Here is a 19144-nt window from a genome sequence, read left to right on the forward strand (position 1 = left end):
GACACCATGGACACGAAGGAAGCCTCCGCGCCGCGCACCCGTAACCGCCGGGGCCAGGGCGGTCGCCTGCGCGAGGAGATCGTCGACGCCGCGGTGGAGATGCTCGACGAGACGGGGGACGAGCGCGCCATCACCCTGCGGTCCCTCGCGCGCCGCGTCGGGATCGCGGCGCCGTCGATCTACCCGCACTTCGCGGACCAGCCCGCCATCATGCTGGCCGTGGTCCGCCGTGCCTTCGACGAGCTGGAGGAGGCGCTGAACGCGGCGGTGGCCCGGGCGGGCGGCGACCCCCGCGCACGCCTGTACGCCGCGTGCCACGCCTACCTCGGCTTCGCCCGCTCACGCCCCGAGCGGTACCGCACCATGTTCGGCGGCCTGTGGATGCCCACGCTCGGGGACTCGTCGGTGACCGAGCAGGACCTCGTCAGCCTCGGGGACGCGAGCCTGCGCGTCCTCGGCGAGGCGCTCGCCGCCTGCGTCGAGGCCGGGATCTCCACCAGCACCGACCCCGGGGCCGACGCGGTCGGGCTGTGGCTGGGCCTGCACGGGCTCGCCCACCAGCGCGCCGTGACCCGGGTCTTCCCCGGCCCGGAGGACATCGGCGAGCGGATGATCCCGGCGCTGGCCCGCCTCCGCCGGGACTGAGCCCCCGCGCCGCTTCGGAGCCCTGACCTGGCGGAGCCGCTCCCACGTCCGGTGCGCCCTGCGGTCGCCCAGCATGGGCGTCAGGCGACCACGGCCGTGTCCCGGACACGGCGACGCCCCGCGCCCCGGTCCCGGGGACTCGGGGCCGGGGCGCGGGGGCGCGCGTCCGCTCTGGTGCACGCCCGCTCCGGTGGGGGACGGAAAGCGGGCGGGGGAGGGGGCGGGGGAGACGGATCGGTGCGGGGGCGGCCGGGCGGCGCGGCCTACTCGGCGCGCCATCCCCCCTGGCGGGTGGACAGGTTGAGCGCGGTGGTCACCAGCGGCACGTGGCTGAACGCCTGGGGGAAGTTGCCGACCTGGCGGTTCTCGCGCGGGTCCCACTCCTCGGCCAGCAGGCCCACGTCGTTGCGCAGGGACAGCAGCCGCTCGAACAGCTCGCGGGCCTCGTCCTGGCGGCCGATCGACAGCAGCGCGTTGGCCATCCAGAAGCTGCACGCCAGGAACGCGCCCTCGTTGCCGGGCAGCTGGTCGGCGGAGTCGTCCAGGTCGGTGCGGTAGCGCAGCACGAACCCGTCCACCATCAGGTCCTTGCGCACCGCCTCGATGGTGCCGACCACGCGCGGGTCGTCGTAGGGCAGGAAACCCACCTCGGGGATCAGCAGGAGCGCCGCGTCCAGCTCCTTGCTGCCGTAGTACTGGGTGAACGTGTTGCGCTGGGGGTCGTAGCCGTACTCGCACACCTCGGCGTGGATGGTGTCGCGCAGGGCCCTCCAGCGTTCGATGGGCCCCTCCTTGCCGAACTCCTCGATGCTGCGCACCGCGCGGTCGGCCGCCACCCAGGCCATCACCTTGGAGTGCACGAAGTGCTGGCGGGGCCCGCGCACCTCCCACAGGCCCTCGTCCGGCTCGTCCCAGCACCACTCCAGGTAGTTGACCAGCGAGCGCTGGAGGCCCCACAGGTAGTCGCCGCCGCGGATGTTGTGGCGGCGGGCCAGGTGCAGCACGTCCATGACCTCGCCGTAGACGTCGAGCTGGTACTGGCCCACGGCGGCGTTGCCGATCCGGACCGGACGGGAGGCCTCGTAGCCCGGCAGCCACTCGGCCTCCCACTCGGTGAGTCTGCGCTCGCCCCGGATGCCGTACATGATCTGCATGAGCTGGGGTTCGCCCGCGATCGCCCGCACCAGCCACTCGCGCCAGGCCAGCGCCTCGTCCTTGTAGCCGGAGCGGATCATCGCCTCCAGCGTGATGGTGGCGTCGCGCAGCCAGCAGTAGCGGTAGTCCCAGTTGCGCACCCCGCCGATCTCCTCGGGCAGGGAGGTGGTGGGGGCGGCGACGATCCCGCCGGTGGGGCGGTAGGTCAGGGCCTTGAGCACGATGAGGGAGCGGATCACCGCCTCGCGGTAGGGGCCCTCGTAGGTGCACTGGTTGACCCACTTCTCCCAGAAGCGCTCGGTGCGCGAGAGCGCCTTCTCCGCGTCCAGGTGGTCGGACTCCTCCACCTGGGAGGGGTGCCAGGTCATCACGAAGGGCACCCGCTGGCCCGCGGTGACGGTGAAGGTGGCGTCGTGGGTGAAGTTGTGGCCCTGGAGGGAGATGGGGGTGCTGAGCCAGATGGCGTCGGGTCCGGCGATGGCCACCAGTTCGGCCCCGGTCCGGTGCACCCACGGCACGACGTGGCCGTAGTCGAAGCGGATGCGCATGGTCGTCTCCATGCGCACGGAGCCGCTCAGCCCCTCGACGATGCGCACGATGTGCGGGGCGCCGCCGCGCGGCGGCATGAAGTCGATGACCCGGACCGACCCGGAGGGGGTGTCCCACTCCGACTCCAGGATGAGCGTGTCGCCCCGGTAGCGGCGGCGGGTGGCGCGCGGTTCGCCCTCGGCGGGGCGCAGGGTCCAGCAGCCGTTCTGCTCGTCGCCCAGCAGCGCGGCGAAACAGGCCGAGGAGTCGAAGTCGGGAAGGCACGCCCAGTCGATGGACCCGTCGCGCCCGACCAGCGCGGCGGTCTGCATGTCGCCGATCATTGCGTAGTCCTCGATCCAGCCTGGCACGCGGCTCACCCCCATCAGGTCGTCATGGTCTCTGCGGTCGGCGCCTCGTGGGGTGCGCGGTGCCCTGCGACGGCCGCCCGCGCGCGCACCCGTGTGCGCGTCCCGCCGGGGTCCCGTCTCCTGCCCGCCATGGGGGGCGGCACCGCCGCCAGGCGCCGTTCGGGCCACGTTCCGCCTCCGCACCAGCCGCCGCTCGCCTTCCACCCGGTAATGTGCCCAGGTGGAGGCAGCCGAAAAGGCCGGTGCCCAGGAACCGTCCCGAACACGGTCCTTTCCGTTCACCGCGGTCCCCATCTTCCCCCCTCCTCCGGAGGGGCGCCACCCGCAGTTGCACGTGCACCGGCAGGTGCAGCGAAGTATGTGGCGGAATGGGGGAGTTTGTTGGACCAGAAGTTATGACGCGGTGATCAAGATCCGGTGACGGGAAGGCCAAGGCCAGCCGGAATGGGCGTACTCGGCGCGTCCGCAACCCCGCCGGGCCTCCGGAGCCGAGCACCCGCGGCGATACGGGGCGCCCGCCGCGCACAGGGCGCCCCGTGCGCCGGGAGTCCGCCACGAGCGGCCGCGTCCGCGGCCGTACGCGTGGCGGTACCGCTCGGTGCCGACGCCCCTCCGCACGGGTTCGCTCCGGGACGGCTCACTCCGGGTGCACGGGCCCCGGCGCACTCCCGCGCTCGGCTCCCCGGGACCGGCGGGGACCGGACCGCCCGGCGACCGGATCGGGCACGCGCATCAGGGGCAGGAAGACCTGGGCCAGCGGCCCGATCGCCACCGCGAACACCAGAGTGCCCACCCCCACGGTCCCGCCCAGGAGGAAGCCGGTGACCACGACGGTCACCTCGATCACGGTCCTGGCCAGGCGCACCGACCACCCCCGGCCCGCCAGGCCGGTCATCAGCCCGTCCCGGGGACCCGGCCCCAGTTGGGCGCCGATGTAGCACCCGGTCGCGACCGCGCACACCACCACCCCGAGCCCCAGCAGCAGCACCCGCACCACCAGCGAATCCGCCTCGGGCAGCAGCCACAGGAACAGGTCCACCGTCATCCCCACGACGACCACGTTGCTCAGCGTGCCCAGACCCGGCTTCTGGCGCAGCGGAATCCACAGCAGCATCAGCATCGCGCCCACCAGCACGCTCCACGTGCCGATGGACAGCCCCGTCTGTCGGGACAACCCCTGGTGCAGCACGTCCCAGGGCATCGCGCCCAGCCCCGCGTGCACCAGCAGCGCGCCGCTCAGCCCGTAGAGGACCAGGCCCGCGTACAGCTGCGCCAGGCGGCGCAGCCGGGGCCGGGGCAGGGCGGGGGTGACCAGCACCCGGCCCAGCAGAGCGGCGGCCGCGTCACGGGCGGGGCGGGGCTGTGCGGTCACGGAAACACCTGTCTTTCCTGGGATCATCGGATGAGAACCCGCGCGGGAACACGGGCACGCGGGGCCGGTGGCGGCGGCCCGGGGCGGCGATCGGACGGGGTTCGGGGCACACGCGGCGACCGGCCGCCGTTCGCCGTCCCCGTTGGCTCCCCCGCCGGGCCCGGGTCCAGTAAGGGGGCCACCTGGGTATCGTGGCGGATGCGGCGCCTGGAATGAAGAGCCAATCCAGGTAACTGGCCCTTTCAACGCGGCGGCAGGGGACGGCATGGCGAGACAGGGCGCTCACCGCGCGGCGGAGCGTTCCGGGGGCGGCACCCGGCGGATCAACGGGCGCCTGCTGGCGCGCCTCATCGGCGAGGCGCCCGTGGAGCGCCCCTTCTACCTGGCCATCGCCCGCGCCGTCAGCGGACTGGTCCTGGACGGCCGCGTGCCCACCAACACCCGCCTCCCGGCCGAACGCGACCTCGCCGCCGCCCTCGGGGTCAGCCGCAACACCGTCACCGCCGCCTACGCCTGGCTGCGCGACAACCGCTTCCTGGAGAGCAGGCAGGGCGCGGGCAGCTGGACCGTCCTGCCCGACTCCGCGACCAGCGAGCCCTCGCCCTTCGTCCCCACCGCCGAGCACATCGACCTGGGGGTGGCCGCGCCCCCGGCGGTGGAGGGGCTGCGCGCCGCCGCGTTCCGGGCCGCCGAACAGCTCGCCGCGCACGTGGGAGGGCTCGGCTACTACCCCTACGGGCTGCCCGAGCTGCGGCACGCCATCGCCCGGCGCTACGTCGAGCGCGGGCTGCCCACCACCCCGGAGCAGATCTTCGTCACCAACGGCGCCCAGCAGGGCGTCGCGCTGGCCGTGGACATGCTCGTGCAGTCCGGCGACGAGGTCCTGGTGGAGTCGCCCACCTACCCGCACGCGCTGGACGCCATCCGGCGGGCCGGGGCGCGGGTGCGCACGGTCGGGGTGACCCCGCAGGGCTGGGACATGGAGTACCTGGTCGACGCGTTCCGCCAGTGGAAACCCCGACTGGCCTACCTGATCCCCGACTTCCACAACCCCACCGGCGCCCTGATGGACGACGAGGAGCGCCGGGTCCTGGTGCGCGAGGCGCGCCGGGCGGGGACCCACCTGATCGTCGACGAGACCGTCGCCGAACTGGCCATCGACTCCGGCGACCTGCCCGCGCCGGTGGCCGCCCACGACACCGACGGCCGGGTGCTGACGGTGGGGTCGGTGGCCAAGCTGCTGTGGGGCGGACTGCGGGTGGGGTGGGTGCGCACCACACCGCCGATGGTGGCCCGGCTCATGGCCACCCGCCAGCGCTTCGACCTGGCCGGGGCGGTGCTGGACCAGCTCACCGCCACCCATCTGCTCTCCGACGTGCTGCGCATCCGGGCCGAGCGCAGCCGCCAGCTGCGCCGCAACCGCGACGCGCTGCTGCACGCGCTGCGCGAGCGCCTCCCCGACTGGCGGCCCAGCGTGCCCGGGGGCGGGCTGGTGCTGTGGGCGACCCTGCCCCACCCGGTGGCCAGCGCGCTGGCCACGGCCGCGATCCGGCACGGGGTGCACCCGGCCGCCGGGCCGGTGTTCGGCGCCGACGGAACCCTGGAGCGCTATCTGCGCCTGGCCTACACCCAGCCGCCGGACGTGCTCGTGGACGCCGTGGAGCGCCTGGCCGCCGCCTACACCGAGACCCTGGTCCACCCGGCGCAGCCCCGGGGACAGCTCTACGTGTGAGGGCACGCCGAAGGGAGGGGAAGGACCGAGGTCCCCTTGCCAACAGCTCACCACGCCCGGCCGCCCCGGCACCACCCCGGATCCGCGCCTGTGGACACGTCGGCGCCGGGCCGGCGGCCGCTCCGGCACGCCCCTCAGACGCCGCCCGCGGGCACGGCGAAGCGCTGGGCGAAGCGGACCACCTCACCCAGCACCTCGTCGCGGTTGGTCTCGTTGAACACCTCATGCCGGGCGCCGGGGAAGACCCGCGCGGTGAAGTCCTCGCCCATGATCGCCATCACGCCCACCCGCGTGCCCTCCAGCGGTACCAGCCGGTCGTCGGAGCCGTGCACCCACAGCAGCGGCAGCGGTCCCACGCTCCCGGCGGCCAGACCCCGCTCGATCTCGGTGAGCATGGCGTTCACCGTGGCGCGTTTGAAGGGTCCGTGCCAGACCAGCTCGTCGGCCACGTACGCCTCGCCCACGGCCGGGTCCCGCGAGAGCGTGGACGGGTCGATGGGGGCGTCGGGGATCTCCTCGGCGGCGGCGATCCGCTCCAGGGCCTCCCACCGGCCCAGCACCGGCCCGGACAGCACCAGCGCGCTCAGCCGCTCGGGGTGGGTCTGGGCGTAGCGGGAGGCGATGAGCCCGCCCATGGAGTGGCCGATGAGCACGAGCGGCAGCGTCCGGTAGGCGGTGCGCGCCTGGGTGACGAGCCGGTGCACGTCCTCGACCACGCCCGCGTAGTCGTCGATCAGCACCCGCTCACCGGAGGAGCCCCCGTGCCCGCGGTGGTCGGCGCCGTAGACCACCGCGCCCGCTCTGACCAGGTCCTCGGCCACCGCGTGGTATCTGCCCAGGTGTTCGCCGTAGCCGTGCACCAGCACCGCGAGCCAGGTCGGCTCGCCCTCGGCCGGGGCCCACGCCCGCGCCGCCAGCTTCCCGGAACCGTCCGGTCCGCCCGCCAGGGCCCACTCGCGTGTGGTGATCACCGTGTCCCGCCTCCTCGCCCGAGCCTTCGTCTGCGACGATCGAAGCCGTGTACGACCGTCGGATGGTCACCCTACGGCGCGGCGGGGCCGGTGCGCAGCAGGGCGGGGCGGGACCGCGCGGCCCGTGGCTCCGGGGGGTGTGGGATCACCCGATACGCCGACCGGTGTCTCGTGTTGGCCCACGAAAAACGGCATATGGCACGATCAGGACTGCCCGCCGTTTAAAGGGATCTTCTACGCTTATCTATGGGTACCCCTCGGGCCGGGTACACCTTCGTACACGGACCGCCCGACAACCCGGACTGGAGAGGGTGACGCCCGTGCTGGCCGACTCCTACGGACGAGTGGCGACCGACCTGCGGGTCTCGCTCACCGATCGCTGCAACCTCAGGTGCACCTACTGCATGCCACCGGAGGGCTTGGAGTGGTTGCCCAAGCCGGAACTGCTCACCGACGACGAACTCCTGCGTCTCATCCGCATCGGTGTCACCCGCCTCGGCATCACCGAGGTGCGCTTCACCGGCGGAGAACCCCTGCTCCGCCGAGGCCTGCCCGGCCTCGTCGCCGGAACCACCGCGCTGGAGCCCCGCCCCCACACCGCCCTGACCACCAACGGCATCGGACTGGCCCGCATGGCCCCCGCCCTCGCCGAGGCCGGGCTCGACCGCGTCAACGTCTCCCTCGACACCCTGCGCCCCGACGTGTTCGAGACCCTCGCCCGCCGCCGCAGGCTCGGCGACGTCCTCGACGGCCTGGCGGGCGCCGCCCGGGCCGGGCTCACCCCCGTCAAGGTCAACGCGGTGCTCATGCGCGGAGTCAACGACGACGACGCCCCCGACCTGCTGCGCTTCTGCATTGAGCACGGCTACGAGCTGCGGTTCATCGAGCAGATGCCGCTGGACGCCCAGCACGGCTGGCGGCGCGACACCATGATCACCGCCGAGGAGATCCTCGCCACCCTCGAAACCGAGTTCACGCTCGACGCGGCCGACGCCGACACGCGAGGCAGCGCCCCCGCCGAGCTCTTCCACGTGCGCGGAGCCCGCTTCCCCAACGGGGAGCAGGCCACCGTCGGCGTCATCGGATCGGTCACCCGGCCCTTCTGCGGCGCCTGCGACCGCGTCCGCCTCACCGCCGACGGACAGGTGCGCAACTGCCTGTTCGCCCGCGAGGAGTCCGACCTGCGCTCCCTGCTGCGGGGCGGCGCCACCGACGAGGAGATCGCCCGGAGCTGGACCGCCGCGGTGTCCGCCAAGCTGCCCGGACACGGCATCAACGACCCCAGCTTCCTCCAGCCGTCCCGGCCGATGTCGGCCATCGGCGGCTGAGCCCCGCCCGCGGCACGCCACCGGTGCGCCCGGACCCCGCGCCCGCCCCGCCCTAAAATCCGTTGCCTCCTCAGACCGGCTCTGGCTTGATGTCCCAGGGGCGCGACCGCGTACGCGCCCCGTACGAACGACCGCACAGGCCGTGCCGGGAAGGGGAGGTGGCCTGAACATGCCCTACACCGAGGTTTCCGGGGAACGCGTCCCCATCCGCATGTGGGCCGCGCCCGACGAGGTCGAGGCCGCGGCCATGGAGCAGCTGCGCAACGTCACCCGCGTGCCGTGGGTGCACGGACTGGCCGTCATGCCCGACGTGCACTACGGCAAGGGCGCCACCGTCGGATCGGTCATCGCCATGCGCGACGCGGTCAGCCCCGCCGCCGTCGGCGTGGACATCGGCTGCGGCATGACCGCCGTGCGCACCGACCTGACCGCCGAGCGCCTGCCCGACGACCTCCGGCGGCTGCGCTCCGCCCTGGAGGCCGTGATCCCGGTCGGCTACCACGCCCACGACGAACCGGTCGACCCCGCCGCCGTCCCCACCCTGCGCGAGGCCGACTGGTCCGGCTTCTGGGCGGGGTTCGACGCCCTGGCCGACGCCGTGCGCCCCCGCCGCGAGCGCGCCCTGCGCCAGATGGGCACCCTCGGCGGCGGCAACCACTTCCTGGAGGTGTGCCTGGACGACGGCGGCGCCGTGTGGCTGGTGCTGCACTCCGGGTCGCGCAACATCGGCAAGGAGCTGGCCTCCCACCACATCGAGCGGGCCCAGGCGCTGCCGCACAACCAGGACCTGCCCGACCGCGACCTGGCGGTGTTCGTCACCGGCACGCCCGAGATGGACGACTACCGCCGGGACCTGTTCTGGGCCCAGGAGTACGCGCGGCGCAACCGCGACGTCATGATGGGCCTGGCCTGCCGCACCCTGGCCGAGCAGGTCCCGGGCACCCGCTTCGAGCAGTGGATCTCATGCCACCACAACTACGTGGCCGAGGAGACCTACGACGGGGTGGACGTGCTCGTCACCCGCAAGGGCGCCATCCGCGCCGGTAAGGGCGACCTCGGGATCATCCCGGGATCCATGGCGACGGGCACCTACATCGTGCGCGGACTGGGCAACCCGGCCTCGTTCAACTCCGCCTCGCACGGGGCGGGACGGCGGATGAGCCGGAACAAGGCCCGTAGGACCTTCACCGAAGCCGACCTGGTCGAGCAGACCAGGGGAGTGGAGTGCCGCAAGGACCGGGGCGTCGTGGACGAGATCCCCGCCGCCTACAAGGACCTGGAGTCGGTGATCGAGGCCCAGGCCGACCTGGTCGAGGTGGTCGCCCACCTGCGCCAGGTGGTGTGCGTCAAGGGCTGAGGCGGTGCGCGGGTCCGGCCCCCGAGGCGTCCGCTTCCGGAGCGCTCCGTCCGCGCGGACGGCGTCCCGGGAGCGGCGTACCCTTCCCTGCATGGGACACCGACACCCGAGCAAACTCAAGAACTCCGAGGTGAGCCACGCCCGCGCCCGCTGGCTGCTGCGGGCGGAACTGGACGGCTGCGACGAGTGCCGCCGGGAGGGGGACCGCGAGGCCCTGGCCGACCTGGCCACCGGCGGCGTGTTCGACTCGCTCCTCACCGGGTTCGTGCTGTCCCGCACCCAGCACTGGTACTCCCCGAGCAGGCCGGTCACGTACCCGGCCACGGTGTACCGCATCGCCCCCGTCGAGGAGCGCGACTTCTGGCGCCAGCCCACCCAGCACTGCATGCGGGTGTGCACGGTGCGGGGCTCGGAGGGCACCAGCGTGGACACCGTGCCCGCGCTCAAGGAGCTGCGGCTGATGTCGATGGACCACCGCCGGACCGTCCTGGACGACGTGATGGACGGGCTCGCCGAGACGGAGGGGTGAGCGCGCCGCCGACGCCGTGGGCCATGCTGGAACCATGAACGAGACCCTGGACGCCGTCGTCCTCGCCGGGGGCGCGGCCCGCCGCATGGGCGGCGCCGACAAGCCCGGGCTGTCCGTGGCCGGACGCACCCTGCTGGAGCGGGTCACCGACGCCGTCCGCGCCCACAACGCCGGGACGCGGGACGGGGGACGGGTGATCGTGGTCGGTCCGCCCCGCGAGAGCCCGCGCGCGCTCTACGTCCGCGAGGACCCGCCCGGCTCCGGCCCCGTGCCCGCGCTGCGCGCCGGACTGCCGCACGTGCGCACGCCCCGGTTCGCGCTGCTGGCCGCCGACCTGCCCCACCTGGAGCCCGGACACCTGGCCGCCCTGCGCGCCGCCGCCGACCAGGACGCCGACGGCGCGGGCGCGGTGTTCGCGGACTCGGCCGGACGCGAGCAGTGGCTCACCGGGGTGTGGCGCACCGGGACCGTGCGCGCCGCCCTCGCCGACTACCGGGGGCGCTCCCTGTACGGGCTGTTCGGCCCCCTCGCCCCCCGCGCGGTGGCCCTGGCCGACGACCTGGCCGTGGCCGACTGCGACACCCCCGACGACCTCGACCGGGCCCGCCGGATCCTGGAGCCGCCGACCGGCTGAGCGCCGCCCCGGGGTTGCGCGGGCTCGTCACGGTGGTCCATGATGTGCGCCATGACGATCAGGAAGGGCGGATCCCGCCCGGGCCGTTGAGCCCCACCGCGCCGACGTACGGGTCGGCCACCTCACTCCTCCGCTCCGTGGAGGACCGCGCCGTCTCCGTGCGCATGCGCGCCCTGGCGCTCCACGCCCGCGACCACGCGGGCACACCCCACCTCACCGGGATCCTCCGGCAGCTCGAAACCGCTGGTCACGGACGCCTCGCCGTGCACATGGCCGCGGCCGCGCGCGACACCGACACCCTGGCCCTGCATCTGGCCGGACCCGACCCCGAACTCCGCCGGGCCGCACTGCGCGCCCTTCGCGAGTCCTCCCTGCCCGACGAGGCCGTGCCGCCCGTTCTGGACGACGCGCCCACCGGTCTGCGCCGGGCCCTCTACCGCGCCCTGTACCACGCACGGCGCACCAGCCTCGCCGACTCCCTCCTGTCCCGCGTGCGCGCGGAGTACGGCGACGCCGAAGCCGCCGCCCTCCTGCCCGCGTGCTCACCCGAACGGGTCGCCGAAGACCTGCTCGGCCTCCGCCACGCCGTGCGTTCCTGGCGGCGGCTTGCCCGGCGCCACCCCGACGCCCTCCTGGACCTGCTCCGGAAGACGCACTCCCGGGGCGGCTGGACGTTCGAGCGCTTCACCGGCCTGAGGCGCGTCCTCCAGGCGCTCGACCCCGTCCGACCGGCCGGACTCGCCACCCTGCTCGGGGAACTCGGCGAGAAACGCCGCGACCTCGCGCTCCTCGCACCCCGCACCCACCGGCTGCTCCACCGCGACGGCGACCAACGCCACTACTCCACCCGCTATCCCGCCGGTCCCGGCGGCACCCGTGACATCCGCGGTCTGCTCAGGTACGCCAGGCACACCCCCGCGCAGGTCCTGCCCGTCCTGCGGGCCATGCCCCTGCCCGTGCGCACCGCCCACCTGGACCGGATCGCCCGGCGCGGGGACGGCCGCGGGGCGCTGCTCCTGCTGCCCTACCTCGACCTGCTTCCCCGAGACCGCGCCGAGGCCGAGGCCCGCCGCGCACTGGCGGAGACCACCGCCTTCCAGAGCCGCAGCACCCGCTACGGCGACCCCGACCAGGACTTGGACGCGATCGCCCACCTGCCCTACGGGGAGGCGGCAGGACCGCTGGAGGAGGCCGCCTCGGCCGGAGACCCCGCCCGCCGTGCGCGCGGCCTGGCCCGGCTGGTGGAGGCCACCGCCCGCACCGGCGACCCGGACCTGCTGGCCCGCGTGCTCGCCGAGCGGGCCGAGCGCTCCCGGGCCGAACGCGACCCGGTCCGCCGCTCCCTGCTGTGCGCCCTCTCGCGGGTCGCCCCCGCGCTGCTCGCACGGGCGTCCCTGCCCGCCCTGCACCGCGTGCTCGCCGACACCCTGGGCTCGCGCGACACCTCGGCCGACACCCGCCGGGCCCTGCGCGACCTGGCCGCCGCCCTGCTGCGCCACCCTCTGACCAGGCAGGACGCGGAGGCGGTGGACTGGGCGCTGGAGGCCTACGCCGGCCTGGTCGCGCGCTTCGGCGCGCGGGGGCTGGGCGAGCGGGGCCGTCCGCGCTCGCGCCCCCCGTGGTGGAGCGCGCCGGGCCGCCGGGCCGCCCGGATCGACCTGGACCCCGCCCTGGACCAAGTGCTGCCCCGGGGGCTGGAGCGGGAACTGTACCGGCGTCTGGCCCCGGCGCTCGACGACGCCCGCGCCCGGGGCGACCTCGGTCCCGCCGTCGCCCTGGCCCGCGAACTCGGCCGCCGCGTGCACGGGGTTCCGGAACTGCGCGAGCACCTGGCGGCCGCCCTCGGCCACGACGCGTCCGCTACGGGTTCCACAGACACCACGGACCCTTCTGGTATCGGGGGTGCCGTGGTTCCCACCGGAACCGGGAGTACCACCGGTCCCTCCAGCCTCCGGTACACCGGCGTCCCCACCACCGCGGAGGCCGCGGCCACCGCGCGCGAGGCGGCGCGGCTGTACCTGACCGGCCCCGGCGCCCGCGCCGACGCACGGGCGCTGTTCGACGCCGACCCCTCAACGGCCCGAGTTCCCCGGGTGTGGAGCCTCCTCGTCCGCCACGCCGAGCCGTCCGCGCTCCGCACCGCCTTCGACGCTGGCGGGCAGGGCCCCGCTCCCGACGCGGGCGCCTGGGTGCCCGACCTCGACCGGCGGACGGTCCGGGACTGGCCGGAGACACTGCGGGCCCGGGCCGCCGACCACCTGGCGGGGATCGCCGCCGACCCCTCCCAGGCGATCGACGACCGCGAGCGCGCCCTGCGGGGTCTGGGCGCGCTGCCCGGCGCGGCCGACCGGCTGGCCCCCTACCTCGACGGTCCCGACACGGTCCTGCGCGAGGCCGCCCTGAGCGCCCTCGGCCGCTGCGACGAGCTCGAACGCGCTCTGGGCCTGGTCCTGGCGCACGCCCACGGCCCCCGGTCCCGGGCCGCCGGTCCGGCGATGTCGCGCTGCGCGACGGGTGTCGCCCCCTCCCGCCTCGGTCCGGCGCTGTGCCGTGTCCTGGACGGTCCGGCCAAGGTCACCGTCCGCAAGACGGCCGCCCGGCTGCTGGAGCACCACCGCCCGCCCGGCGGGATCGAGCACCTCGCCCGTGTCCTGGACACCGGCGACGGACCGCACCGGGACGTGCGCGCGGCCGTGGCGGGCGCGCTCATGCGCGCCCTGGACCACCCCGCCGCGCTGCCCGTCCTGACCCGAGGCGCGCCCGGGTTCACGCCGGTGGAGATCCAGTTCGCCGTGTTGCGGGTCTCTCCGCTGACCTGTCCGCCGTCGCGGAGGAAGGGTGCCGCCCTGGTGGTGGCCTCGCTGCCGGAGCCCTCCCGCGACCACTGGCGGTTCCCCGGCTGGACCAGCCGCTGGGCGCCCTGGACCGACCACGACCCGGACGCGCTGGCCGAGGCCGTGTGCGACATGGACCGGGACGGCGAGCGGGCGGTCCGCGCCTTCGAACAGCTGCTCCTGGACGGACGCGGGACCGACCGGATCAGCGGGATGCTGGCCCGGCTCCTGAGGGCCGTTCCCGGACCCGGGCACGGGGTGCCCGCACGCGGGCCCCGCCGGGAGGCGGAGGACTCCGCCCACCGGAGGGTGAAGAGGCTGGTCGGGCTCCTCCAGAGCCGGATGTCGAAGGACGGGGAGCGGGATCCCGTGCTGGAGGAGCAGGCGGACGCTGTGCTCGGCATGCTCGGGATCCGGAGGGAGTACGCCCCCGAGGCGCTCCTCCTCGTCCAGCGCAGGCTCGCGACCGAGTGCGACGCCCCGGACGGCGCTCCCCGGGCGCGGCGGCTCGTGGACCTGCTCCTGGCCGGTGCCCACCTGCTGGCCCGGGGGCCCGTCGGCCGGTGGGAGCTGGACCGGCTCCTGACGCCGCTCCAGCCCTCCTACGGCGCGTCGGAGGTCGAACCGCGGACGCGGGAGGAGGTGGTGCGCCGCCTGTTCGCCGCGGCCTCGGCGACACGGGGCGCGCCGGGGGAGACGGCGGCCCTCCTGGGACTGCGCCTGGTGGAGCGGGCGGGCGCCGAGACCGGCTGGGCCGGGCCCTGGCCGCAGCTGCTCTCCCGCGCGGGCGACCTCGGCCATGAGAGGGTGCGCGACGCGGCCTGGCGGATGGTGGTGTAGCGGAGTCCTTCCGGGCGGGGCGGGCGCGGACCGCGCCCGCCCCGCCCGGAAGGGGCGGACCGTCGCGGAGTCCCACGCCGATCCCGTTACCCGGAGGGCGCGACGGCGGGTCCCGCCAGCCGATCAGCCCTCGAACTCGTCCATGGGGACGGTCTCGCGCAGGAACCCCCGCATGTCCAGGAAGGAGGACAGGTACTCGCGGTGCTCGTCGCAGGCCGTCCACACCTTGCGCCGGTCGGGGGTGTGCAGCTTGGGGTTGTTCCACACCAGCGCCCACGTCGCCTCGGCGCGGCACCCGCGCCGCGAGCACTGCGTCTCCGCCGGTTTACCCAATGCTGACCCCCAAGCCGGGAAACTGCCTCCATGGTCAAGCCACGGGCACGTTCGGGTCTTCGCCTCCGGCCGCCCGCGCGGGCGGCCCGGGGCCGGACACAAGGCGACGCCGGGTGGTTACGGGGGCAAACCACCCGGCGTCGCAAGCGGTGCTCCAACGGGGGCTCGGAACACCGCTCCCGCGCTCCGACGGGGGACCGAAGCGCTAGGACCCAATGTACACCGATGCCCCCCGGTGTACGTCAAGAGTCAGTTACGACGTTGTCTCGGGAGAGTCCCGCCGATACAGGGTCTTAAGTCCCATACCGTCAACTACCTGGCATTTCGCTTATATCGCCTGGTATGCGGGGTGCGATCACGGGTCAAGCCAGCCCCAACAGCGTTCCCCGGAAGCCCCCGCCAACGGCAAAGCGCCCGGCCCCTCCGCGTCGGCGCGAGGCGGGTGCGCCGGGAGGGCTCCGTGTGGTTCCGGGGGATTGGGGGGAGGCAGGAGGCGGGGGGTCGCGCTCCGCGCGGCCGAGAATCGACCACGCAGGGGGTCCCACATGTCCCACAACACCTACCGCGTCACGGAGATCGTCGGAACCTCGCCGCAGGGGATCGACCAGGCCATCCGCAACGGCATCGACCGCGCCTCGGCCACGCTGCGCGGCCTCGACTGGTTCGAGGTCACCGAGATACGCGGCCACATCGAGGAGGGCGACGTCGCCCACTTCCAGGTCGGCCTCAAGGTGGGCTTCCGCCTGGAGGAATGAGGACGGGCGGCCGCGGTCACGGCCCGTGTCCGCCGTGACCGCGACCGCCTCACCCCTCGTGCCCGCGGCGGTCCCCCGGTCTTCTGTCCCCGCGGCCGCTCCCGTGCCCGCACCCGCGCGCTCCGTCGTGGCCCCGGCTGCCTTCCCCGGCGCCCGCCGCGGCTTTCCGGCCGTCGTCGCTCCGTGCGCGGCCTCCCGCCCGCGCCGTCGCGTGCGACCCGTGGACGGGGGGCCGGGCCCGGCCCCCTCACCCGCCCTCGGGGGCCTCCTGCCCGCGCTGCACGTCCACGTGCACGTGGTCCAGGTGGCGCAGGATCTCGTTGTCGGGGTCGGCCTCGTAGTCGCGCCACCCCAGCGACGGGAAGCTCGTGCTCCAGATCCGGTCGTCGAAGATGATCACGTCGATCTCGTAGTTCGGGGCGTGCGCGATCAGCCAGTGCGCCATCACCCAGCCCGCGCGGCGGTTGTCCTCGTTGACCGGCCGGTAGAAGACGTCGATCGCGCGGCCGTCGTAGTGCGCCGAGTCGTCGCCGTGGCCGGTGTCGAAGCCGCCCGGCTCGTAGCCGCCCAGGCTCAGGCCGGAGAAGTGCGCCTCCATGCCCTCCAGCAGGTGCTGGGCGCGCGGCTTCAGGCCCGAGGGCTCCAGCCCCTCCTGTACCTCCAGGTCCGGGTTCTTGGTGGAACGACAGGTCAGCGAGGGTCCGGCGTCCTCCTCCGGGCCCTCCTCCAGCAGCGTCATCACCGTCTCGGGGATGTCGCTGGTGTCGGGCGCCCCGATCGGGGCGCTGTCGCCCTGCACGGCGACGGCGGCCGCGGTGGTCGCCCGCCGGGCCTGGTCCCGGTCCAGGCGGACGTGCACCTCGCCCGTCCACACCGAGCACTCCGGTCCCCAGGGCGTCGAGGCGGGGAACAGGTCGGTGTTGCGCGCCACCCAGCGCGCGCTCACGACGGCGACGACGGCCAGCACCAACAGAACGGCCACGGCCATGAGCACGCCGGTCCACCGGCGTTCGGGCCGCGAGCTGCTGTGTGTCATGCCCCGCTCCTCCGTGTTCGTGCCGGGCGGTGCCCTCACCGCCGGCGCGTTTCCAGAGAGACAACTCCCGGGAGGACCCCCGGGTTTCCGGCACCGCGGACATTTTTCCCCCGTCGGGGCGGCTCTACCGTCCCCGGAGGCCGCCGTCGCGGGTCACCGGATCGACCACAGGACGAACAGCCCGCCCAGGACCAGGGTCAGCGCCCAGATCCGGTCCATGGTCACACCGCGCCAGCGCAGCGCGTGCACCCCCAGGAAGTCGTGCGCGAGCAGCGCCGCGACCCCCGCCGCGCCCAGCATCGCCAGTGTGTGCACGCCGGTCGCGGCCAGGCCGACCAGGGTCGCGTCCCAGAGGGTCCAGGCCCCCTCGGCCACCGCCCCGCCCGCCGTCTCCGCGCCAGTGCCTCCGGCCGTCTCCGCCGCCGGGCCCTCTCCTCCGCCGTCTCCGCCCGCCAGGGCCGGTTCCCGCGCCCCGCCGCCCGGGGCCGCGTCCTCCTCCGCGGGGGCGCCGTGCCCGCCGTGTCCGCCGGAGTGCGTGTGCGCGAGTCGGCCCGCCAGCACCGGCATCACCATCAGCCCCGCGCCGTGCGCCGACGACATCAGGAACGACCACGCCGACAGCTGCCACAGCGGCAGCCGCACCTCGCGCCAGTGGAAGTGCCGACGCGACAGCAGCATCACCAGCCCCACCAGAACGATCAGTGTGCCGCCCGCCACCGGAAAGAGCACCGACGCGGTGACCGAGCCGGTGGCGGTGATGGCCACGGCCGCCACCGCCACGCTCGCGGCGTGCCCGGCGGCGATGGCGGGCAGCGACCGCAGCACCTCCGCGCGACCGCCCTCCTGGAGGCCGCGGCTCACGGCCAGCAGCCAGCCCATGCCCGGGTGCAGGCCGTGGAAGGCGCCCAACGCGACGAGGGTCCAGATCTGCGCGGGGGTCACCGCGTCAGGGTCACACGGCGGTGAGCGGCCCGCAACGGTCCGCGTTCCTCTGACCGACACCGGTCACGCGGGGTTGCGCGCGGCCCCCGCTGGGGAGCGGGGGCCGCGCACCGGGTTCAGCGCCCGGTCAGGGGCACAGGGCCTCCAGGTTGCTGGGCTCCTCGCCCACCTGGCGGCCCGGATCGGCGGGCTCCTCCTCGTCGAGGCCCGTGTACTCCTGCCACTCGGTCAGCCCGTCGTCCTCCGTGGGCTCGGCCGGCTCGGAGGGCGCGGCGGACTCCTCCCCGGAGGGGGCGCCGGAGGGCTCGGCGGCCACGTCGTCGCCCTCGGGCCCGCCACCGGTGATGGCCTCGGCGACCAGTGCCTTGACCTGCTCCCAGTCCGGGTTGGCCGTGTTGACCTGGGGAGGCGACAGCTGGAACGTGCTCATGCTCCCGGTGTCGGTGACCCTGTCGGCGAGTTCGACGAACGCGGGCACCTTGGCCTGGGGGATGTCCGTGCTCAGGGTGCGCTCGGTGGCGCCCGCGAGCCTGCGGTAGCTCGTCAGGACGGTCATCGGGTCCACCTGCTCGGCCACGTACTTGATCAGGCAGCCCTGGCGGCCCATCCGGCCGTAGTCGTCGCTGTTGGTCCGCGAGCGGCCGTACCAGAGCGCGTCGTGGCCGTCGAGGCGGCGCAGGCCCGGCTCCAGCACCCCGCCGTGCACGCCGTAGGGGATCGGCTCCTCGATGAGCACCTCCACGCCGCCGATCGCGTCGATCAGGTCGCGGAAGCCCATCATGTCGACCATCGCGTAGTAGCCGATCTCCAGGTCGAGGTTGTACCCGATGACCTTCTTGAGGGTGTCGGCGGAGGGGTTGGCCGCGTCCGGGTTGAGCGCCAGCTCCTCGGGCTCCTCGGCCACCGTCTGGTACACGTCGTTGAGCAGCAGGTCGAAGCCGTAGGGCTCGGGGTAGCGCTCGGCCAGGGCGCTGTCCTCCGGGAAGTGCACGTTCTCCAGGTTGCGCGGCAGTCCCACCAGCACGGTGTCGCCGGTCGCGGTGTCCATGCTGGCCACCATCATGCTGTCGGTGCGCACCCCGTAGCGGTTGTCCGCGGAGTCCGCGCCGATCAGCAGCACGTTGACCCGCTCCTGGCCGTTCCAGGGGTCGGCCTCGTCGTGCGGGGGCATGAGGGGGTCCTCCTCGGCGTGGAAGACGCTGTTCAGCGTCTGGTAGGCCGTGTAGCCGCCGTGCAGCGCCAGCGCCGAGGGCGCCGCGACGGTCAGGCACAGCAGCAGCACCACGGCCGCGCCGAGCACCCGCGAGCTCCGGGGCGCCCCGGCGGGCCGGGTGATCACCCACGAGTGCACGATGACCGTCAGCCACAGCACCGCCACGACGAACACCACGCCCATGGCTCCCAGCAGCCACTGATCCTGGAGCGCCATGGTGGCCAGCCGCGCCATGGTGTTCGCCTCGTCGGCGCCCAGCCGCCACGCCCACACGACCAGCCCCAGGATCCCGGCCAGGTAGACCCCCAGGATCACCGCGCCCGCGACCCTGCGGCGCATCCGCAGGTGGGCCAGCCCGGGGAGGGGAACCGACGCCGCGGTCCACAGCAGCGCCCGGCCCGTACCCGGGCGCGCGGGCGCCTCGTCCCGCTGATCGTCCTCCGCTGTCACCGGTGGTTCCTCTCCAGCCGCGGGGCGGACCGCCCCGTTGTCTTCACCGTGCCCGCCGCGGTCGCCGTGCGGTGCCACGCCGCGGGCACGGACTCGTGTCCGAAACCTTTGTTATGTAC

Annotated in this window: 15 protein-coding genes; 8 read left to right on the forward strand and 7 right to left on the reverse strand. The window is 74.5% G+C overall.

What is annotated here, in order from left to right:
* Nucleotides 1-6: 6 nt before the first annotated feature.
* Nucleotides 7-645 (forward strand): TetR/AcrR family transcriptional regulator, encoded by a 639-nt coding sequence (locus NDAS_RS06985; RefSeq protein ID WP_013152444.1) that lies wholly within the window; start codon nucleotides 7-9, stop codon nucleotides 643-645.
* A gap of 263 nt (nucleotides 646-908) precedes the next feature.
* On the opposite strand, the gene NDAS_RS06990 is transcribed toward NDAS_RS06985, so the two are convergent.
* Nucleotides 909-2714 carry a glycoside hydrolase family 15 protein gene (locus NDAS_RS06990; RefSeq protein ID WP_013152445.1) on the reverse strand — a complete coding sequence of 602 codons (1806 nt, stop codon included), beginning with the start codon at nucleotides 2712-2714 and terminating at the stop codon, nucleotides 909-911.
* 622 nt (nucleotides 2715-3336) lie between these two features.
* Entirely contained in the window at nucleotides 3337-4071 is a 735-nt protein-coding gene (gene yczE / locus NDAS_RS06995; protein WP_013152446.1) for a membrane protein YczE, read from the reverse strand.
* A 265-nt stretch (nucleotides 4072-4336) separates the two neighbouring features.
* Here yczE and yczR point away from each other — a divergent pair, with 265 nt between their 5' ends.
* Complete coding sequence (gene yczR / locus NDAS_RS07000; protein ID WP_013152447.1) at nucleotides 4337-5803, forward strand: MocR-like transcription factor YczR; 1467 nt, start codon at nucleotides 4337-4339, stop codon at nucleotides 5801-5803.
* A gap of 134 nt (nucleotides 5804-5937) precedes the next feature.
* On the opposite strand, the gene NDAS_RS07005 is transcribed toward yczR, so the two are convergent.
* Nucleotides 5938-6774, reverse strand: coding sequence for an alpha/beta hydrolase (locus tag NDAS_RS07005; protein WP_013152448.1), 837 nt, complete (start codon nucleotides 6772-6774; stop codon nucleotides 5938-5940).
* A gap of 320 nt (nucleotides 6775-7094) precedes the next feature.
* Between NDAS_RS07005 and moaA the strand changes: the two genes are divergently transcribed.
* The 5 genes from moaA (at nucleotide 7095) to NDAS_RS07030 (ending at nucleotide 14296) form a co-directional block, all read left to right on the forward strand.
* A complete protein-coding gene (gene moaA, locus NDAS_RS07010) occupies nucleotides 7095-8102 on the forward strand; it encodes a GTP 3',8-cyclase MoaA (RefSeq protein WP_013152449.1) in 1008 nt (335 codons plus the stop codon).
* Nucleotides 8103-8271: 169 nt separating this feature from the next.
* Nucleotides 8272-9459, forward strand: coding sequence for an RtcB family protein (locus tag NDAS_RS07015; RefSeq protein WP_013152450.1), 1188 nt, complete (start codon nucleotides 8272-8274; stop codon nucleotides 9457-9459).
* 91 nt (nucleotides 9460-9550) lie between these two features.
* The gene (locus tag NDAS_RS07020; protein WP_013152451.1) at nucleotides 9551-9988 is read left to right on the forward strand and encodes a hypothetical protein; all 438 of its coding nucleotides are present in this window, start codon (nucleotides 9551-9553) and stop codon (nucleotides 9986-9988) included.
* Between the two features lie 34 nt (nucleotides 9989-10022).
* Entirely contained in the window at nucleotides 10023-10622 is a 600-nt protein-coding gene (gene mobA, locus NDAS_RS07025) for a molybdenum cofactor guanylyltransferase (protein ID WP_013152452.1), read from the forward strand.
* Nucleotides 10623-10708: 86 nt separating this feature from the next.
* Nucleotides 10709-14296 (forward strand): hypothetical protein, encoded by a 3588-nt coding sequence (locus tag NDAS_RS07030; RefSeq protein WP_013152453.1) that lies wholly within the window; start codon nucleotides 10709-10711, stop codon nucleotides 14294-14296.
* A 123-nt stretch (nucleotides 14297-14419) separates the two neighbouring features.
* Here NDAS_RS07030 and NDAS_RS07035 read toward each other — a convergent pair whose 3' ends face one another.
* Complete coding sequence (locus tag NDAS_RS07035; protein WP_013152454.1) at nucleotides 14420-14629, reverse strand: hypothetical protein; 210 nt, start codon at nucleotides 14627-14629, stop codon at nucleotides 14420-14422.
* Nucleotides 14630-15174: 545 nt separating this feature from the next.
* On the opposite strand from NDAS_RS07035, the gene NDAS_RS07040 reads away from it, so the two are divergent.
* Nucleotides 15175-15384 carry a dodecin gene (locus tag NDAS_RS07040; RefSeq protein WP_013152455.1) on the forward strand — a complete coding sequence of 70 codons (210 nt, stop codon included), beginning with the start codon at nucleotides 15175-15177 and terminating at the stop codon, nucleotides 15382-15384.
* Nucleotides 15385-15631: 247 nt separating this feature from the next.
* Here NDAS_RS07040 and NDAS_RS07045 read toward each other — a convergent pair whose 3' ends face one another.
* From NDAS_RS07045 to NDAS_RS07055, 3 genes are all read right to left on the reverse strand, one after another.
* Nucleotides 15632-16420, reverse strand: coding sequence for a hypothetical protein (locus tag NDAS_RS07045; protein ID WP_013152456.1), 789 nt, complete (start codon nucleotides 16418-16420; stop codon nucleotides 15632-15634).
* A gap of 153 nt (nucleotides 16421-16573) precedes the next feature.
* Complete coding sequence (locus NDAS_RS07050; RefSeq protein WP_013152457.1) at nucleotides 16574-17362, reverse strand: hypothetical protein; 789 nt, start codon at nucleotides 17360-17362, stop codon at nucleotides 16574-16576.
* 127 nt (nucleotides 17363-17489) lie between these two features.
* The gene (locus NDAS_RS07055; protein WP_013152458.1) at nucleotides 17490-19025 is read right to left on the reverse strand and encodes an LCP family protein; all 1536 of its coding nucleotides are present in this window, start codon (nucleotides 19023-19025) and stop codon (nucleotides 17490-17492) included.
* Nucleotides 19026-19144 lie beyond the last annotated feature (119 nt).

This window comes from Nocardiopsis dassonvillei subsp. dassonvillei DSM 43111 (genome assembly GCF_000092985.1).
GTDB classification, from domain to species: domain Bacteria; phylum Actinomycetota; class Actinomycetes; order Streptosporangiales; family Streptosporangiaceae; genus Nocardiopsis; species Nocardiopsis dassonvillei.

Coding starts and splice junctions, on each gene's coding strand:
- NDAS_RS06985 (WP_013152444.1), top strand. CDS start 7: ATGGACACGAAGGAAGCCTCCGCGCCGCGCACCCGTAACCGCCGGGGC.
- NDAS_RS06990 (WP_013152445.1), bottom strand. CDS start 2,714: ATGGGGGTGAGCCGCGTGCCAGGCTGGATCGAGGACTACGCAATGATC.
- yczR (WP_013152447.1), top strand. CDS start 4,337: ATGGCGAGACAGGGCGCTCACCGCGCGGCGGAGCGTTCCGGGGGCGGC.
- NDAS_RS07015 (WP_013152450.1), top strand. CDS start 8,272: ATGCCCTACACCGAGGTTTCCGGGGAACGCGTCCCCATCCGCATGTGG.
- NDAS_RS07020 (WP_013152451.1), top strand. CDS start 9,551: ATGGGACACCGACACCCGAGCAAACTCAAGAACTCCGAGGTGAGCCAC.
- mobA (WP_013152452.1), top strand. CDS start 10,023: ATGAACGAGACCCTGGACGCCGTCGTCCTCGCCGGGGGCGCGGCCCGC.
- NDAS_RS07040 (WP_013152455.1), top strand. CDS start 15,175: ATGTCCCACAACACCTACCGCGTCACGGAGATCGTCGGAACCTCGCCG.
- NDAS_RS07045 (WP_013152456.1), bottom strand. CDS start 16,420: ATGACACACAGCAGCTCGCGGCCCGAACGCCGGTGGACCGGCGTGCTC.